This window comes from Bradyrhizobium betae, assembly GCF_008932115.1.
Taxonomy (GTDB): Bacteria; Pseudomonadota; Alphaproteobacteria; order Rhizobiales; family Xanthobacteraceae; genus Bradyrhizobium; species Bradyrhizobium betae.
Map to the genome: position 1 here is coordinate 2,155,748 of NZ_CP044543.1, position 18,178 is coordinate 2,173,925.

The window sequence follows — 18,178 nt, forward strand, 5'->3', positions numbered from 1 at the left end:
AGCTACACACCCGGTCACGGGTTCGGCGACGCTCCGACGTCGTTAAGCGATTGATCCTTTGGAGGTCGAAACCGCTTCCGGGCCATGCTAAGGGCTGCGCCAATTGCTTCCTCGCCCTGCCCTGCCCGGTTCCACCGGGACGATGGACCCCTGTGATGACCGCGACTGCCACCTCAAATGCTGCCGGCTCCGCCGCTTGGGCGGATGCGCTGCTGTTGTCGTTCGCGCAGGCCGGCTATGCTAGGGCAGAGCCCGCGATCCTGCAGCCGGCCGAGCCGTTCCTGGACCTCTCCGGCGAGGACATCCGCAAGAGCCTCTATTTGACCACGGACCTGTCCGGCGAGGAGCTCTGCCTGCGCCCGGACCTGACGATTCCCGTGGCCCGCGACTATCTCGCCTCCGGGCGCGCCGGCCAGCCGGCCGGATTCAGCTATCTTGGTCCGGTGTTCCGTTACCGCAGTGGGCAGGCCAGCGAGTTCATGCAGGCCGGCATCGAATCGTTCGGCCGCCAGGACCGCCCCGCGGCCGATGCCGAGATGCTGGCGCTGGCGTTGGAGGCCACCGCCGCCTTCGGCGTCCGCGACGTCGAGATCCGCACCGGAGACGTGGCGCTGTTCAATGCCCTGCTCGACGCGCTCGACCTCTATCCGGTCTGGCGCCGCCGCCTGGTCAAGGATTTCAACCGCAAGATCAGCCTCGAGCAGGATCTGGAGCGGCTGGCGGCCGCGACCACCGCGACCCGCAGCGAATATGAGGGCGTGCTGGCCGCGCTCGCCGGCTCCGACCGCAAGGCGGCGCTCGCCTTCGTCACCGATCTGATGTCCATCGCCGGCACCACCAATGTCGGCGGCCGCACCACGGCCGAGATCGCGGACCGCTTCCTCGAGCAATCCACGCTGAAGGGCGGCGCGCTCCCGCGCGAGGCGATCACCGTGCTCAAGCGCTTCCTGTCGATATCGGGCAATCCCGATGACGCCATCGCCGGGCTGCGCGCGCTGACAAATGATGCGAAGCTCGATCTCGCTGCTGCCATCGACCAGTTCGAAAGCCGGGTCGGCTTCATGGCGGCGCGCGGCATCGACGTGAAGCAAACGCGTTTCTCCACCGCGTTCGGCCGCGGCCTCGACTATTACACCGGCTTCGAATTCGAACTGCACTATCGCGGCAACGGCGCCGAGCCGCTGGTTGCCGGCGGCCGCTACGACGGGCTGATGACCCAGCTCGGATCGGCAGAGCCGATTCCCGCCGTCGGTTTCTCGGTCTGGGTGGACGCGCTGACCAGGATCGGCCGCAAGGTGGGAGCTTAAGTCATGAGCGCGCCATTCGTTCTGGCCGTTCCCTCCAAGGGCCGCCTCCAGGAAAACACCGAGGCCTTCTTCGCCCGCGCCGGCCTCAGGCTGTCGAAGGCCGGCGGTGCCCGCGACTATCGCGGCACGATCGCAGGGCTCGACAATGTCGAGGTCGCCTATCTCTCGGCCAGCGAGATCGCCTCGCAACTGTCCCGCGGCTTGGCGCATCTCGGCGTCACCGGCGAGGATCTGGTGCGCGAGAACATCGCGGACGCCGACAGGCGGGTGTCGCTGATCGACGGGCTCGGCTTCGGCTATGCCGACGTCGTCGTGGCGGTGCCGCAGGCCTGGATCGACGTCCGCACCATGGCCGACCTCGACGACGTCACCACCGGCTTCCGCGAGCAGCATCACATGCGGATGCGGGTCGCGACCAAGTTCATCAACCTCACCCGCGCCTTCTTCCAGAGCCACGGCATCACCGATTACCGCATCGTCGAAAGCACCGGCGCGACCGAAGGTGCGCCGGCGGCAGGCAGCGCCGAGCTGATCGTCGACATCACCACCACGGGCGCGACCCTGGCCGCCAACGGCCTGCGGGTGCTCGACGACGGCGTGATCCTGCGCAGCCAGGCCAATCTGGTCGCCTCGAAGGACGCAGACTGGTCGCCGGAGGCCCGCGAGACGGCGCGCGTGATCCTCGATCACATCGCAGCAAGGGCGCGGGCCAACAAATACCGCGAGGTCCGCACTCGCTTCCGGCAGTGCGACGCCGCCCTGCTCGGCGAGGCCCACAGCCGGTTCGGCGTCGAAGCCCCGTTCGGCGGGCCGACCTCGTCCGGCATGCTGACGCTGCACTGCCCGCCCGGGCAGCTCTATGCGCTGGCGAGCTTCCTGCGCGAGCACGGCGCCGAGACCGTCTCGGTGGTCTCGCTCGACTACGTGTTCGACCGGGAGAACCCGCTGTTCGCCAGGCTCGAGGCGTTCCTGCGGCAGTGAGCCTCAGGTTCGTTCAGCGTAGCGACAGCAAACGGCAGCTACCATATGCTGTCGAGACGATTTGCAAGATGACTTTGCAAGAAGACTCGCAGGAAGCCTTGATTACCTCTGGAACCTTGATCGATGACGCTGGGCTCTGACGTTTCCGGACTGACCATCACCGCGGCCGGCGCCGCGGCGAAGGGACTGTCGATTGTCGTCCCCGTCTACAACGAGGCGGCGGGACTGGCGTCCCTGCACGCGCGCATCTGCGATCTCGCGAAGACCTTGCGGCAGCGCTATCGGCTGGCCTGCGAGATCGTCTATGTCGACGACGGCAGCGCCGATGCGACGCTGTCGATCGCACGCGGCTTGCCGGCCGACGCGGTCGACGTCCAGGTGGTGTCGCTGTCGCGCAATTTCGGCAAGGAGGCCGCGCTGATGGCCGGCCTCGACCATGCCCGGCTTGGCGCCGTCATGTTCATGGACGGCGACGGCCAGCATCCACCGGCCATGGTCGAGCAGCTGGTGCGGCACTGGATCGAGGACGGCTATGACGTCGTCTATACCGCCAAGGCGCATCGCGACAACGAGCCGTTCCTGCGCCGCATCGCCGTGCACGGTTTCTACGCGCTGATCAATTGGGGCGCCCGCCAGAAAATCCCCGAGGACGCCGGCGACTTCCGCCTGCTGTCGCCGCGCGCGGTCGCAGCGCTCAGGCAGCTGCCGGAGCGCAATCGCTTCTTCAAGGGGCTGGCGAGCTGGATCGGTTTCCGCCAGATCCGCGTCGACTACGAACCGGCGCCGCGCGTCCACGGCGTGACGACCTTCAGCGCCGCGCGCCTGCTCGGTCTTTCGATCGAAGGGGTGACCTCGTTCTCGGTGGCGCCGCTACGCTTTGCCAGCCTGCTCGGCGTGATCCTCGCCGGCGGCGCCTTCCTGTTCGGCCTGTCGATCCTCTGGGAGGTCTGGACCACCGGCAAGCAGGTGCCCGGCTATCCCTCGCTGGTGATCGGCCTGATGACCATCGGCGGCGTGCAGCTCATCATGATCGGCATCGTCGGCGAATATATCGGCAAGATCCTGTCGGAGCTGAAGGCGCGCCCGATCTACTTCGTCGCCGAGCACAGCGAAAAGCACTTCGAGACCGACAAGGTCCAGGACGCTTCAAGCCAGGACGCTTCAAGCCAGGACGCAGCGACGCGGACGGCGGCCGAATGAGCGCGGCTGCGCCGCGGCGGATCTGGCTGTGCGCCGACGATTACGGCATCAGCCCGGGCGTCAACCGTGCCATCCGCGACCTGATCGAGCGCGGCCGCCTCAACGCGACGTCGGTGATGATGGTCGGCCCGGCGATCGGGCGCAGCGAGATCGAGGCGCTTCAGGCCTCGGCGAAGCAAAGCCCGCGCTGCGCGATCGGACTGCACGTGACGCTGTCGGCGCCGTTCCGGCCGCTCACCATGCATTTCCGTCCTCTCGACGGCGACATGTTCCTGGCCTTTCCGAAGCTGCTGCGCGCAGGCCTCACGCGAAAACTCGACCGCGAGTTCTTTCGTGGCGAGGTGAAAGCGCAGCTGGTGGCCTTCATGGAAGCATTCGGGTGCGCGCCCGACTTCGTCGACGGCCACCAGCACGTGCAGCTCTATCCGCAGGTGCGCGACGGTTTTGTCGATGCCGTCACCGAGGGTGCCCCGAACGCCTGGGTGCGCCAGGGCGGCCGCGACCTGCCATTGGCGCAGCGGCTGGCCTCGCCGAAGGCCATGGTGCTCGACATCCTCAGCGCGCAATTCCGCCGCCGCGCCGGCAGCGCCGGCCTCAGCTTCAATCCCGGCTTTGCGGGTGCCTATGATTTCACGCGGGCAGCCGATTTCGGCGCCCTGATGCGACAATTCCTGGACGGTCTCCCCGACGACGGCCTCGTGATGTGCCACCCCGGCTTCGTCGACGACGTGCTCGCCGGCCTCGATCCAATGACCGACGTCCGCGAACGCGAGCATGCTTATCTCGCGGGCGATGCCTTTGCGCGCCTGCTGACGGACAGCGGCGTCACGCTGGGGTGAAACCCGCCGAACGCAAGCTTGGGGCAGCTTGTCGCATACCGAAATTTAATATGGCCGGCTCTGTTGAGGCCACAATGGAACCCTACATCTGGCTCGCGCTTGTTTTGCGCGAGGGAGATTGATCATGACGCCGCAGGAACGCCAGCTCGTCGACGACCTTTTCGACCGGCTTTCGAAACTGGAAAACGCACCGCGCGATCCCGACGCGATCGCTGCGATCTCCGACGGCCTGCGCAAGGCGCCCGGCGCGATCTACGCGCTGGTGCAGACCACGCTGCTGCAGGACGAAGCGCTGAAGCGCGCTCATAACCGCATCCAGGAGCTGGAAGCGGCGCATGCGCCGGAGCAGGCCCAGTCGGGCGGGTTTCTCGATACCATGCGCGACACGCTGTTCGGTGGAGGCCCCTCGCGCGGCTCGGTTCCGAACGTGCCGCCGCGCGACTCGCGGCCGGTCTGGAACACCGGCCAGGCGATGCCGCAGCCGCAGCCGGGCTACGGCCAGCCGCCTTACGGGCAGGCCTACGGTCAAGGCCCGGGTCAGGGCTATGGCGCCCCGCCGGTCGGCGGTGGCGGCGGCTCGTTCCTCGGCACGGCGGCGGCTGCCGCGGCCGGCGTCGTCGGCGGCTCGCTCTTATTGTCCAGCATCCGCGGCATGATGGGCGGGTCGCACCAGCAAGCCTTCGGCGACACCAATTCCCTGGGCGATCGCAGCCCCTGGAGCGGTAGCGATCAGTCCGGCGGCTCGCTCGCGCGCGATGCCGGTCTCAACGACATCGGATCGAGCCGCGACTCCCGCCAGGGCCTGTTCGACCAGGCCTCGAACGACCAGAACGACGACGACGACAATCGCGACGACGGCAATATGGACCTGGCCGACGACGGTGATTTCGGCGGCGGAGATGACGGCGGCAGCGATTACGCCTGACCGCGGCAGACTTCGCGAACCCAACCGAACGGCCGCCGAACGGGCGGCCGTTTCCGTTTCGGCGGTATCCATGTCCTTGCGTGCAATTTGTCACGCAAACCGCCCAGGCGGGAAGACCGATCTTGGAGACGCAGGGCGTCATCGCTATGATCGTCCCATTGACAGGGACCCTTATTGCACCCGCGGAGGCTCTCCGTGCGATCCGCCTTTTTGTTTCTGCTCGCGCTGATCCTTTCGATATCGAGTGACACGGCTTGGGCCGCCAAGCGCGTTGCGCTCGTCATCGGCGTTTCCGAGTACCGGCAGGTTCCGCGACTGCCCAATCCCGCGCGCGATGCCGACGTGATGGCGGCCTTGTTCAAGAAGGCGGGTTTCGACGCCGTGGACAGCAGGCGCGATCTCGGCATCGCCGAGCTGCGCCGCGCCATCCGTGACTTCTCCGTAGCGTCGCAGGATGCCGACGTCGCGGTGGTCTACTATGCCGGCCACGGCATCGAGGTCGACGGCGTCAACTATCTGGTGCCGGCCGACGCCAGGCTCGCGAGCGATTTCGACATCGAGGACGAGACCATCTCGCTCGATCGCGTGATGCGCGCGCTCGACGGCGCCAAGCGACTCAAGCTCGTCATCCTCGATGCCTGCCGCGACAATCCGTTCGCCACCAGCATGAAGCGCACCGTCGCCAGCCGCGCGATCGGGCGTGGCCTCGCCAAGGTCGAACCTTCGATGTCGGACACGCTGATCGCGTTCGCCGCAAGGGCCGGCGCGGTGGCGAGCGACGGCGACGGGCAGAACAGCCCGTTCGCCACGGCGCTGGTGCGGAACATCGCCGAGCCCGGGCTCGATCTGCGCATCGCGTTCGGCCGCGTCCGGGACGAGGTGCTCAAGGCCACCGGCAACCGGCAGGAGCCGTTCGTGTACGGGTCGCTCGGCGGCGACACCGTGGCGCTGGTCCCGCGCGCCGCCGATCCTGAGGCGGAGGCCCGCGTCGACTACGAGCTGGCGGCGCAGGTCGGCACCAGGGAAGCCTGGGATTCCTTCCTCGCCAAGCACCCGGCCGGTTTCTTCGCCAACCTCGCCCGCGGGCAGAACAGCAAGCTCGAGGCCGCCCAGCAGGGCCGAGCCCGGGCGGATGACGCCAAACGGCAGGCCGACGAGCTGGCGGCGCAGAAGGCCGCTGACTTCCGCCGGCAGCTCGAAGAGCAGAGCGCGCGCCAGACCGCGGAAGCCAAGCAGAAGCTCTCCGAGCAGGCCAAGCGCGAGCTCGATGAGGCTCGCGCCCAGATCGCCGAGCAGGCCAAGAGGGAGCTGGACGAGGCGCGCCGTCAGGCCGAGCAGGCCCGGCAGCAGGCCGATACTGCCCGGGTGCAGGTCGACGAGGCCCGGCGCCAGGCGGCAGCCGATGCTCAGATTCAGGTCGAGCAGGCCAAGCGCGACGCCAAGGCCCAGGCGGACAAGGTCCAGGCCGACAAGGCTCAAACCGAGAAGCTGGCCGCGCTCACGCCCAACCAGCCGCCCCCGCCGGCGCCGCCGCCTGCCGCACCGAAGATGGATCCGTCCGATATCGCGCGTCTGCTGCAGGCTCACCTGAAGCGCGTCGGTTGCGATCCCGGCAGCATGGACGGCAAGTGGGATGACGGCTCGCGCAGGGCACTGGAGCTCTTCAACAGGAGCGCCGACACCCATTTCGACGTGAAGCTGGCAAGCCTCGACGCGCTGGACTCGGTGCGCGGCAAGACCGACCGCGTCTGCCCGCTGGTGTGCGCCAAGGGACAGCGCGCCGAGGGCGACCGCTGTGTCCAGATCGGCTGTTCGAGCGGCTATGTCCTCAACGCCAGCGGCGCCTGCGAGAAGCGGCCCGAGCCGGCGCCGAAGCCGAGGACCGTGACGCGGCAGGAGCCCGCCGCGTCGCGCAGTGCGCCGGCGCCTCGCGGTGGCGGCGGCAAGTGCTTCTCGTTCGGCGGCAAGACCTATTGCGAATAGGGTGCTGGCCTGCCGGTCCGGCTCACATCACCACGACCCTGGTGCCGACATTGACGCGGCCGTAGAGGTCGATGACGTCCTCGTTGCGCATGCGGATGCAGCCGGAGGACACGTTGGTGCCAATGGTCCAGGGCTCGTTGGAACCGTGGATGCGGTAGAGCGTCGAGCCCAGATACATCGCGCGGGCGCCGAGCGGGTTTTCCGGTCCGCCTTCCATGTGCCGGGGCAGGTCGGGGCGGCGCGCGATCATTTCGGCCGGCGGCGTCCAGTCCGGCCATTCGCGCTTGGCCGTGATCGACTTCACGCCGGACCAGGTGAAGCCTGGGCGTCCGACGCCGATGCCGTAGCGCATCGCCCGGCCGTTGCCCTCGACGAGATAGAGGAACTTGTTCGGCGTATCGACCACGATCGTGCCGGCACTTTCCTTGCCGCTATAGTCAACAGATTGTTTCTCGAATCTCGGATCGAATTGGCGCTGGCGCGGATCGACCGCCTCCTGCTGGAGACCTGCGCCTTGCTGATATCCGCCCTGCATCTGCGGCTCGCCTATCGGCGGCAAGCGGCGCTGGTCGTAATAACCCGGCTGCTGCTGATAGACCGGCTGCTGCGGCGCGTAGGCGGGACCGCGGCCCGGACCGTCGCCGAACAGGAACTCGATGAAGCCGCCGCCCATGTTCGCATTGGAGGCGACGCGCACCGGCGCCGGCGGCACCTGCGGCTGGTAGAGCACCGCCGGCGGATCGTTCGGCACCGTATTGTCGAAGGCATTTGCGCTGTTTGCGCCGGCAATGAAGGTGCAAGCGCTGCCGAGCAGCGCGACAGACATTTTCTTGAACATCGACGTACTCTGTACTGTTTCGTCTAGATCACATGCGTCGTGACGGCACCTGGCTGATCGGCGCCCGCGACGTGGTCAATAAAGAGCAAAAGCCGCATTGTTTGGTAAACGGAAGCGGCGTTTGGATTCACCACGTCGCGAGCGGGGCCGCAATTCGGCGATCAGCGTTTATTTTCGATGAACGCCGCACGCCCATGGTTAATCAGCAGTTTTCATGCCGTCGCGCGCAACCGCGCAACAGTTCCTGCTGTGAACTTCGTGTTAAATCGCTTCTGCCTACAAAGACGCGTGAGTGAGGTGGGGGGAGTATCCTGATGGCTGTTCACCGCAAGCGTTTTCGTGTCGAGGATATCGTCGGTGGCGAGATGCCCATTCTTGACGTAACTGATGAGACAATCCCGATGCATAGCGAGATCATGGCGGAGCTGCGCGCGATCCGCGCACAGATGGCAAAGGGCAGCGTGCCTGCGCCCTTGTCCGGCAGCGCGGCCATGGCGGCGATCGACGCCTCCACGGCGCAGGAGCTTTCCGACGCACGCACGATGCTCGAGACCTATCGGGCCCAGATCGAACAGTGCGAGAAGCTGAAGATCGAGCTCGACCTGATCCATGACGCCATCGACCGCACCAAGCGCGAAATCGCGGTGCTGCATGGCAAGAGCTTTGACGGCGCGGAGATGGCCAAGGTCAATGGCGAGCTCGGCGCGGTGGTCGGCGGTACCGAGCAGGCCACCCAGCAAATTCTCGAAGCTGCCGAATCGATCGACCAGGCGGCCAGCGCGATGGCCAAGGTGGACTCGGCCGACCAGCAGAAGCGGCTCGCCGACGACATCCAGGAACGTGTCATCTCGATCTTCGAGGCCTGCAACTTCCAGGACCTGACCGGGCAGCGCATCAGCAAGGTCATGACCACCATGAAGTTCATCGAGCAGCACATCAATGCGATGATGGACATCTGGGGCGGCGTCGACGCAATCAAGGCTCATGTGCCGGCCCAGGTCGACACCCGCAGCGAGGACGACAAGCTCCTCAACGGCCCGAAGCTCAACGGCGACGTCGGCCACGCCTCGCAGGACGATATCGACGCGCTGTTCGACTGATCGGACGCGGCGTTACGGAAACAAGAACGCCGGCGCAAGCCGGCGTTTTTTGTTTTCATGACGTCATTCCGGGGCGGCTCGACAGAGCCGAACCCGGAATCCAGAGATTTAAGGCTGGGAGCTTACCACTTCGAGATTCCGGGTTCGGTCCTGCGGACCGCCCCGGAATGACGGAAAGAAACTACGCCCGCGGCGCGCAGCGGACGTAGACCATGTTGCCGTAGCGGGTGGCGGCGTCCTTGTCGATGAAGCGGGTGATCAGGACGCGGCCGTCGAAGGAGACGATTTCGCGGTCCTGCTCGCCGGGGGTCGGCCCCGCCGGTCCGATATAGTTCTTGCCGCTGGGCGAGCCCTTCAGCCGCAGTTCCTGCGGCGTCGCCTGGTCGGCCAGATGCATGATCACGCCGCCGGAGGAGCCGGCGGTGATCACGTAGGGATTCTTGCATTGCGCCCTCGCCGCAGCCTCGGTTCGGGCGCGGTCGGCCGGGTTCTGGAACGAGGCAAGGCCCCAGCGGCCGACGATCTCGTCGGCACGGATGCTCGCTGGCATTTCCGGACCGGTACCGGGTTCAGCCTCGGGCGGCGGCGAAGACGACGAGAAGGACGGCAGGCTCAGACCACCGCCGCAGGCGCCAAGCAGCAGCGCCAGGCAAGAGGCGGCCGCCAGATTGGCAACCGTGCGCGCGTGAGCTGAACTGATCATGGCATTCCCCCGAACAAGACGACGGCCGCACCCCTCCCGCAGCCAAGCGTAAAACCGCTGCCGGAGCAATGACGTCCTTTAATACGTCGGCACCCCGAACGAGTTTCCAATGCCACCATCCTATATCCGCCTCACCAATCGCTTAACCACCTTTGCTTGACAGGATCGCGGCCAAGCAATATTTCCGGGCGCACTATTAGCACTCGGAAAGCCCGATTGCTAAGCGCGCCGTTCGATCCTCGGGTAGAGGAAGGACGGAAGCGCCGCCCCACCTACTTCCACTACTTCCGAAGCGCCTCCAAAGGGAAACGTCATGGCTAAATCCAAATTTCGTCCGCTGCATGACCGTGTCGTGGTCAAACGTATCGACGCCGAGGAAAAGACCAAGGGCGGCATCATCATTCCGGATTCCGCCAAGGAAAAGCCGTCCCAGGGCGAGGTCGTCGCCGTCGGTCCCGGCGGCCGCGACGAAGCCGGCAAGCTGACCCCGATCGACCTCAAGGTCGGCGACCGCGTGCTGTTCGGCAAGTGGTCGGGCACCGAAGTCAAGATCGACAACGAAGATCTCCTGATCATGAAGGAGTCGGACATCATGGGCGTTCTGGCCTAAGGCCACCCGCCTGAACAGCCGCTGAATGCTTCATTGTCATGCCCGGGCCTGACCCGGGCATCCATCATTTTTCGCAACAGGATGGATTGCCGGGTCGAACCCGGCAATGACGAAGCGCGCGCGGAAAAGCACGGCATAAAACAAGACACATCACGAAACACGAGGGATTGCAGACATGGCTGCCAAAGACGTCAAGTTTTCCGGAGACGCGCGCGATCGCATGCTGCGCGGCGTCGACATTCTCGCCAACGCCGTCAAGGTGACGCTCGGCCCGAAGGGCCGCAACGTCGTCATCGAGAAGAGCTTCGGCGCGCCCCGCATCACCAAGGACGGCGTCACCGTCGCCAAGGAGATCGAGCTCGAGGACAAGTTCGAGAACATGGGCGCCCAGATGCTGCGGGAGGTCGCCTCCAAGACCAACGATCTCGCCGGTGACGGCACCACCACCGCGACCGTGCTGGCCCAGGCCATCGTGCGCGAAGGCGCCAAGGCGGTTGCCGCCGGCATGAACCCGATGGACCTCAAGCGCGGCATCGACATCGCGGTTGCGGCCGTCATCAAGGACATCGAGAAGCGCGCCAAGCCGGTTGCGTCCTCTGCCGAGGTCGCCCAGGTCGGCACCATCTCGGCCAACGGCGATGCGGCCATCGGCAAGATGATCGCCCAGGCGATGCAGAAGGTCGGCAACGAGGGCGTCATCACTGTCGAGGAAAACAAGTCGCTCGACACCGAAGTCGACATCGTCGAGGGCATGAAGTTCGACCGCGGCTATCTCAGCCCCTACTTCGTCACCAACCCCGAGAAGATGACCGCCGAGCTCGAGGACGCCTACATCCTCCTGCACGAGAAGAAGCTCTCGGGCCTGCAGGCCATGCTGCCGGTGCTGGAAGCCGTGGTGCAGTCGGGCAAGCCGCTCGTCATCATCGCCGAGGACGTCGAGGGCGAGGCACTGGCGACCCTGGTCGTCAACCGCCTGCGCGGCGGCCTCAAGGTCGCGGCCGTCAAGGCGCCGGGCTTCGGCGACCGCCGCAAGGCCATGCTCGAGGACCTCGCGATCCTCACCGGCGGCCAGCTGATCTCCGAAGACCTCGGCATGAAGCTCGAGAACGTCACGGTGAAGATGCTCGGACGCGCCGGCAAGGTCGTGATCGACAAGGAGAACACCACGATCGTCAAGGGCGCCGGCAAGAAGCCGGAGATCGAGGCCCGCGTCGGCCAGATCAAGGCCCAGATCGAGGAGACCACCTCGGACTACGACCGTGAGAAGCTCCAGGAGCGCCTCGCCAAGCTCGCCGGCGGCGTCGCGGTGATCCGCGTCGGCGGCGCCACCGAGATCGAGGTCAAGGAGAAGAAGGACCGCGTCGAGGACGCGCTCAACGCCACCCGCGCCGCGGTGCAGGAAGGCATCGTCCCCGGCGGCGGCGTCGCGTTGCTCCGCGCCAAGAAGGCCGTGGGCCGTCTCACCAACGCCAATGCCGACGTGCAGGCCGGCATCAACATCGTGCTGAAGGCGCTGGAAGCTCCGATTCGCCAGATCTCCGAGAACGCGGGCGTGGAAGGCTCGATCGTCGTCGGCAAGATCCTGGAGAACAAGTCCGAGACCTTCGGCTTCGACGCCCAGAACGAGGACTATGTCGACATGGTCGAGAAGGGCATCATCGATCCCGCCAAGGTGGTCCGCACCGCGCTGCAGGACGCCTCCTCCGTGGCCGGCCTCCTGGTCACCACCGAGGCCATGGTCGCCGAACTGCCGAAGGAAGCTGCGCCCGCCATGCCGGCCGGCGGCGGCATGGGCGGCTTCTGAGCCCGTCCCGTGACCTGACAATGTTGCGAAGGCCGCCTCCGGGCGGCCTTCTTTTTTGCCCAGTTTCGCCCGTGCTTTCCGATTCAACCGGCGGCCAAAACCAACTACGGTGGCGCCGATTCTTTTGCTCGAGGATTTCGTCGATGCGCGCGCTTCTGGTTTGCCCGACAATTGTTTTGGCCGCTCTGCTTGCTACCTCGCCGCATCCCGCCTCCGCGCAGATGAAGCTGTCGCCCAAGGCCACGGCCCCAGGCGGCCCGGAGATACGTTATTTCACCTCGATCGACGGGTTGATGGACGGCAATGCCGACGTCATCCTGAAGGAGACGCGCCAGGGCAAGACCGTCACGGCCGCCGTGCTCGACGTCTGCTATCCCGTCGCGAAGAATTCCGACCGCAAGGACCGCTTCGTCGTCAATCTCCAGGTCGCGGGCCAGAACCTGACCGGCACGACGCAGAGCATCAGTGAGAAGTCGCCCGTCAGCGTCAAGCTGCTGCGCAAGCAGTCTGGCGACACGTTCGAGTTCCGCGGCCAGATCAGCATCGGTCAGGCCGTGACCGAGGTCACCTCTCCCGACAATTCCGATCTCAGCGAGAAGGAATTTCAGGACAACCAGACCTCCGACGACGGCATCACGCCGCAGCCGAAGGATTTCACCGACGTCTCGCCGGAAGCGATCGCGGTCAAGGTCAAGCTGGATGCGGCAACCGAATTCCTGAAGAGCCTGAAGGGCCAGGACGTCGAGGTGACGCTTGCGAGCCTCTCGGTCGGCTGCGAGGCGCTGCGCGCCGGCGAGCAGACCATCAACATGTCGGTCGATCCGGAACGCGCAGGCGCGCTGCTGGGAAAATTCAAGGCGATGCCGGGCGTCACCGCGGCGGGCTGGACCGCGGGCATGACCGAGATGGACCGCACCATCCGCTTTGCCGCTGCCGACTGGCGCGACGGCGACAAGCTCAACCGCGACAAGCTCGCGTCAGCCGTCGCCGGCGTGCTGAGCAGGACGCTGGCGGCAAAGCCCGCCTCGCAAAGCTTCAATCCCGCCACCGGCAAGCTCAAGCTCGTCTTCAAGCGGCCGAACCCGGATTTCCCGGCGCTCGACCTCACCGACACGATCGAGGTCGCCGCACTCATCTCGCCCGACAAGCCCGGCACGACCGACAAGCTGATGCTGTGGATCGGCAGCCCCGCGACCACGACCACGGATGAGAGCAACGGCGCCAAGCTCAATCTGTCCGACGACGCGGCGGCCGACGAGGAAGGCGATCAGCCGAACGACAACGGCTCAGTCGAGGCGCTCGCGAAGGAGCTGAAGGGCCAGCGCTGGGATGCCGACAAATCGGTGTGGAAGTGACGTAGCCAACAGGTCGACGTCATCGCCCGGCTAGACCGGGCGATCCAGTACTCCGAGATGGCAATAGTTGAATCGATGGGCCGCGGCGTACTGGGTACCCCGGTCAAGCCGGGGTACGACAGCGAGCTAAACGCTAGTTCCCGGTCACGCGAAAGCGCAGCGGCTTGGGGCCGATCAGGGTCAGCACGTCGCCCTGGCGCTTCCAGGTCTCGACGCTGCCGAGAGCCGCGACGAGATCGTCGTCGGCCTGCGCTCGGGCCGGCGGGCAGGAGCGGTCCTGGATCTGGCCCGGGACAAAGATCACGGTGTTGCCGGCGACCGAGAACTGGCCCTTGCCGCCCTTGCACCAGAGCTCCAGCACCACCTCGCCATTGTCGCCGATCTCGATGTTCGGAATCCGCTTCGAGCCCGGCTGCGGCAGTGCCTCCATCGTCATCTCGGTGCCGAACGGAAAGCCGTCCTCGGCACGCGCGACAGTGGACATCGCCAGCATTGCAACCGCCACACACACCATATGCTTGAGCGAAACCATGAGACCTCTCGACCGACCTGATTTGCGGCACCTTCTATAAGACGACGGCGCCATTGAGAAGGTTCGCCGGCTTTGAGCGCAAAAATCCCCGCGAGGACACCCCGCGGGGATTTGATTTGCGTCGAAGCCGCGGCGCGGCCTGCTACTTCAGCACCAGCGCCGTGAACGGCCAGACATAAGCCTGCAAGGTCACGAGCACGCCGACGAGGCAGGCGAGCACGATCGAGTGCCAGAACACGAAGCGCAGGATAGTGCCCTCGTGGCCGTACCAGTTGGTGGCGGTAGAGGCGACCACGATCGACTGCGCGTCGATCATCTTGCCCATCACGCCGCCGGAGGAGTTCGCCGCGCCCATCAGGATCGGCGACAGACCGAGCTGCTCGGACGTGATCTTCTGCAGGTTTCCGAACAGCACGTTGGAGGCGGTGTCCGATCCCGTCAGCGCCACGCCCAACCAGCCGAGCAGCGTGCCGAAGAAGGGATAGAGCACGCCGGTCGCCGCGAAGGCGAGACCGAGCGTCGCGTCGACGCCGGAGAGCCGCGTCAGTGTGCCGATCGCGAGCATCGCCGAGATCGTGATCAGCGAGATCGCGCACAGCCGGATGGTCCGGCCGTACTGCGTCACGAGTTGTCCGGGACCGACGCCCATCAGGAAGCCGGAGATGATCGCGGCGATCAGCATGCCCGTGCCGGTGAAGGACAGGTAGGTGAAGCCGAACACCGCGCTCTCTTTGGTCGGCCCCGGCGCGACCGGCGGCATCTTGTTGATCATCTGATGCAGCTCGGGAACGGGGTAGTTCCAGGTGAAGATCGAGTTCGCCCAGGTCTTGAAGCCGCCGTTGCCCCAGACCAGCATCACGATGCAGACGATGATCCACGGCAACAGCGCGCTGAACAGCTCGCTCTGCGTGAGCGGCGTCTTGTCGAGCGGTTTTGTCGCGGCCATGGTCGAGGCCGACTCATCATTGCCGCGCAACGCCGGCGACAGCCAGAGCTGCTTCGGCTGCCAGACCTTCAGGAACAGGATCAGCGCCCCCATCGAGATCAGCGACGCCCCGATGTCGACGATCCAGGGATTGATGTAGTTCGAGATCACGAATTGCGGGACCGCGAACGACACGCCGGTGACGAGAACCGCCGGCCAGACGTCCTTCATGCCCTTCCAGCCCGCGAAGGCCCACACCACCCAGAACGGCACGATCAGCGAGAAGAACGGCAATTGCCGTCCGACCATCGCGCCGAGGATGTAGGGATCGAGCCCGGTGACCGAGGCAAGGCCCTGGATCGGCGTGCCCAGCGCGCCATAGGCGACCGGCGCGGTATTGGCGATCAGCGACAGGCCGGAAGCGGCGAGCGGCGAGAAGCCGAGGCCGATCAGCACCGCACCCGTGATCGCGACCGGCGTGCCGAAGCCCGAGGCGCCCTCGAAAAACGCGCCAAAGGAAAATGCGATCAGCAGCAATTGCAGCCGCCTGTCCTCGGTGACGCCGCCGACCGCGCGCTTGAGCAATTCGAAGCGCCCGGTGGCCACCGTCACCTGGTAGAGGAAGATGACGTTGAGAACGATCCAGCCGATGGGAAAGAAGCCGGTCACGATGCCCAGCACCGAGGCGCGGATCGACATGTTCGCCGGCATGGTGAAGATGAAGATCGTGATCAGGTTGGCCACGATCATGGCGATGATTGCGGCAATATGAGCCTGAACGCGGCCGCTCGCGATCAGAACCAGCAGCGTGACGACAGGCACTGCCGCCGCGATCGTCGACAACACAGGGCTGTGCAGCGGATCATAGACTTGATTCCACATGGTCTTCCTCCCCCACGCATGTGTGCGGCAGGCGGCCCGCGTGGTCAGCCGAACCTGCTTGACGCTGGAAGCGATATCCCCCGGGTTGGACGCGAATTCCTCGCGAATGCAGCGGTTCCCGTCCGCTCACAAGCCCGCGAAGTCCCGGAGGCCCCCACCCCGCGCCGTTGAGACCCATGCTAGGGTTGCAAGCCGCGACAAGCCAACGCAAATTGCAGGACTTGCGACTTTAGTCTAAGTGCGCCGAATTCAGCCATTGCCTCAGCCGTTTGGCTCCCGGCATTTGTGCACATCCCCGCAGGAGATTCCGCTCTGTGAAGAACATCATCGCCACCCTCGCGATCGTCTGGCGAATCGCCATTCCCTATTTCCGGTCGGAGGACAAATGGGCCGGGCGCGGCCTGCTCGCGGCCGTCATCGCGATGGAGCTGGCGCTGGTCGCGATCGACGTGCTGGTGAACCAGTGGCAGAACCGGTTCTACACCGCGCTCCAGAACAGCGACTGGGACGCCTTCGTCACGCAGATCTGGATCTTCGTCGGCCTCGCTTTCACCTTTATCGCGCTGGCCGTCTACAAGCTCTACCTGAACCAATGGCTCCAGATCCGCTGGAGGCAATGGCTGACCCGGCACTACCTGGGCGAATGGCTGCAAGACGCCACGCATTACCGCATGCAGCTCAAGGGCGATGCGGCCGACAATCCCGACCAGCGCATCACCGAGGACGTCAAGAACTTCGTCGAGCAGACCCTGACGATCGGGCTCGGCCTGCTCTCGTCGATCGTGACGCTGTTCTCCTTCGTCATCATCCTCTGGGGCCTGTCCAACGCCGCACCGCTGCACCTGTTCGGCCAGGATCTGATGATCCCCGGCTATCTGTGCTGGGGCGCGCTGGTCTACGCGATCTTCGGTACCGCGCTGACGCACTGGATCGGCGCCCCGCTGGTCAACCTCAATTTCGAGCAGCAGCGCTATGAGGCCGACTTCCGCTTCAACCTCGTCCGCGTGCGCGAGAACTCCGAGCAGATCGCGCTGCTCAAGGGCGAAGGCGCCGAACGCTCGCGCCTGCTGGATCGCTTCGGCTTCGTGATCGGCAACTGGTACGCCATCATGAGCCGGACCAAGCGCCTCACCGCGTTCACGGCGAGCTATCAGCAGGCCGCCGTGATCTTTCCCTACGTGCTGGTCGCGCCGGCCTTCTTCGCCAAGAAGATCCAGCTCGGCGACATGATGCAGACCGCCTCCGCCTTCTCCAGCGTGCAGGGCGCGCTCTCGTTCTTCGTCACGGCCTACCGGTCGCTGGCGGAATGGCGCTCGATCGTCGCGCGTCTGGACGGCTTCGAGATGTCGGTCGATTCCGCCGCGCACCTGCCGGCGCATGAACCGGCGATCGCGCTCATGGCCGCCGGCGGCAGCCGCAATATCGGACTCGAGCAGCTCTGTGTGAACCTGCCCAACGGCACGCCGCTGGTCGCAGCCGACGCATTTTCCATCCAGGCGCCGGAACGGGTGCTGGTGACCGGGCCGTCGGGCTCGGGCAAGTCGACGCTGTTCCGCGCCATCGCCGGCATCTGGCCGTTCGGCACCGGCACCATCGTCATTCCCGAGGGGGCGAAGCTGATGATGCTGCCGCAGCGTCCCTACTTCCCGGTCGGCCTGTTGCGCGATGCAGTGGTTTATCCCGCCGCCCCGGGCGCATTCGAGGCGGCCGATATTCGGGATGCGCTGCTGGCGGTCGGCCTCCTCGACCTCGCCAAGCGGCTCGACGAGGACGGTCACTGGAACCGGATGCTATCACTCGGCGAGCAGCAGCGCCTCGGACTCGCCCGCGCGCTGCTGCATGTGCCGGATTACCTCTTCCTGGACGAGGCCACTGCCTCATTGGACGAGCCGTCCGAGGCCCGGCTGTACCGGTTGCTGGCGGAGAAGCTGCCGCAGGCCACCATCGTCTCGATCGGCCACCGCTCGACGCTCGACGCCTTCCATACCCGCAAGGTGACAATGGCGAAGCGCGGCGAGATCCACGTCCTCGGCGACGCGGGCAAGCCGGCCGAGGCGGAGCCGAGCGTGGCGCGCTGAGGCACAAGCGGGAAGGCAGTTCGGCTCAACAGGCTACGCCACACACTTCTTCATGCCCAGGCTTGCCCCGGGCATGCACGCCTTCTCTGCCTTCGGAGCTAACGTGGATGGCCGGG

Annotated in this window: 15 protein-coding genes; 11 read left to right on the forward strand and 4 right to left on the reverse strand. The window is 65.8% G+C overall.

The window, feature by feature from the left end:
• Positions 1 to 155 precede the first annotated feature (155 nt).
• From F8237_RS10330 to F8237_RS10355, 6 genes are all read left to right on the forward strand, one after another.
• Complete coding sequence (locus F8237_RS10330; protein WP_151644295.1) at positions 156 to 1,307, forward strand: ATP phosphoribosyltransferase regulatory subunit; 1,152 nt, start codon at positions 156 to 158, stop codon at positions 1,305 to 1,307.
• 3 nt (positions 1,308 to 1,310) lie between these two features.
• On the forward strand, positions 1,311 to 2,288 hold the full coding sequence (gene hisG, locus F8237_RS10335; protein WP_151644297.1) for an ATP phosphoribosyltransferase: 978 nt from the start codon (positions 1,311 to 1,313) through the stop codon (positions 2,286 to 2,288).
• Between the two features lie 123 nt (positions 2,289 to 2,411).
• Positions 2,412 to 3,488 (forward strand): glycosyltransferase family 2 protein, encoded by a 1,077-nt coding sequence (locus tag F8237_RS10340; RefSeq protein WP_151644299.1) that lies wholly within the window; start codon positions 2,412 to 2,414, stop codon positions 3,486 to 3,488.
• A complete protein-coding gene (locus tag F8237_RS10345) occupies positions 3,485 to 4,327 on the forward strand; it encodes a ChbG/HpnK family deacetylase (RefSeq protein ID WP_151644301.1) in 843 nt (280 codons plus the stop codon). Before F8237_RS10340 ends, F8237_RS10345 begins: the two co-directional genes overlap by 4 nt.
• A 124-nt stretch (positions 4,328 to 4,451) precedes the next feature.
• The gene (locus F8237_RS10350) at positions 4,452 to 5,252 is read left to right on the forward strand and encodes a DUF2076 domain-containing protein (RefSeq protein ID WP_151644303.1); all 801 of its coding nucleotides are present in this window, start codon (positions 4,452 to 4,454) and stop codon (positions 5,250 to 5,252) included.
• A 195-nt stretch (positions 5,253 to 5,447) separates the two neighbouring features.
• Positions 5,448 to 7,235 carry a caspase family protein gene (locus tag F8237_RS10355; protein WP_151644305.1) on the forward strand — a complete coding sequence of 596 codons (1,788 nt, stop codon included), beginning with the start codon at positions 5,448 to 5,450 and terminating at the stop codon, positions 7,233 to 7,235.
• A gap of 22 nt (positions 7,236 to 7,257) precedes the next feature.
• Here the strand turns inward: F8237_RS10355 and F8237_RS10360 are convergent, their stop codons facing one another.
• Positions 7,258 to 8,073: a L,D-transpeptidase gene (locus tag F8237_RS10360; protein WP_151644307.1), complete on the reverse strand. Its 816-nt coding sequence runs from the start codon at positions 8,071 to 8,073 to the stop codon at positions 7,258 to 7,260.
• Between the two features lie 314 nt (positions 8,074 to 8,387).
• Between F8237_RS10360 and F8237_RS10365 the strand changes: the two genes are divergently transcribed.
• Positions 8,388 to 9,173: a protein phosphatase CheZ gene (locus F8237_RS10365; RefSeq protein ID WP_151644309.1), complete on the forward strand. Its 786-nt coding sequence runs from the start codon at positions 8,388 to 8,390 to the stop codon at positions 9,171 to 9,173.
• Between the two features lie 181 nt (positions 9,174 to 9,354).
• Here F8237_RS10365 and F8237_RS10370 read toward each other — a convergent pair whose 3' ends face one another.
• Entirely contained in the window at positions 9,355 to 9,876 is a 522-nt protein-coding gene (locus F8237_RS10370) for a hypothetical protein (protein WP_162005978.1), read from the reverse strand.
• Positions 9,877 to 10,189: 313 nt separating this feature from the next.
• Here F8237_RS10370 and F8237_RS10375 point away from each other — a divergent pair, with 313 nt between their 5' ends.
• From F8237_RS10375 to F8237_RS10385, 3 genes are all read left to right on the forward strand, one after another.
• Positions 10,190 to 10,486 (forward strand): co-chaperone GroES, encoded by a 297-nt coding sequence (locus tag F8237_RS10375; protein ID WP_151644313.1) that lies wholly within the window; start codon positions 10,190 to 10,192, stop codon positions 10,484 to 10,486.
• Between the two features lie 175 nt (positions 10,487 to 10,661).
• Positions 10,662 to 12,290 (forward strand): chaperonin GroEL, encoded by a 1,629-nt coding sequence (gene groL, locus F8237_RS10380; RefSeq protein WP_151644315.1) that lies wholly within the window; start codon positions 10,662 to 10,664, stop codon positions 12,288 to 12,290.
• A gap of 143 nt (positions 12,291 to 12,433) precedes the next feature.
• A complete protein-coding gene (locus F8237_RS10385) occupies positions 12,434 to 13,645 on the forward strand; it encodes a hypothetical protein (RefSeq protein WP_151644317.1) in 1,212 nt (403 codons plus the stop codon).
• A gap of 133 nt (positions 13,646 to 13,778) precedes the next feature.
• Here F8237_RS10385 and F8237_RS10390 read toward each other — a convergent pair whose 3' ends face one another.
• A complete protein-coding gene (locus F8237_RS10390; protein ID WP_162005979.1) occupies positions 13,779 to 14,177 on the reverse strand; it encodes an META domain-containing protein in 399 nt (132 codons plus the stop codon).
• Between the two features lie 142 nt (positions 14,178 to 14,319).
• Positions 14,320 to 15,984, reverse strand: coding sequence for an L-lactate permease (locus tag F8237_RS10395; RefSeq protein WP_151644321.1), 1,665 nt, complete (start codon positions 15,982 to 15,984; stop codon positions 14,320 to 14,322).
• Positions 15,985 to 16,298: 314 nt separating this feature from the next.
• Here F8237_RS10395 and F8237_RS10400 point away from each other — a divergent pair, with 314 nt between their 5' ends.
• The gene (locus tag F8237_RS10400; protein ID WP_151644323.1) at positions 16,299 to 18,062 is read left to right on the forward strand and encodes an ABC transporter ATP-binding protein/permease; all 1,764 of its coding nucleotides are present in this window, start codon (positions 16,299 to 16,301) and stop codon (positions 18,060 to 18,062) included.
• The last annotated feature ends 116 nt before the right edge of the window (positions 18,063 to 18,178 follow it).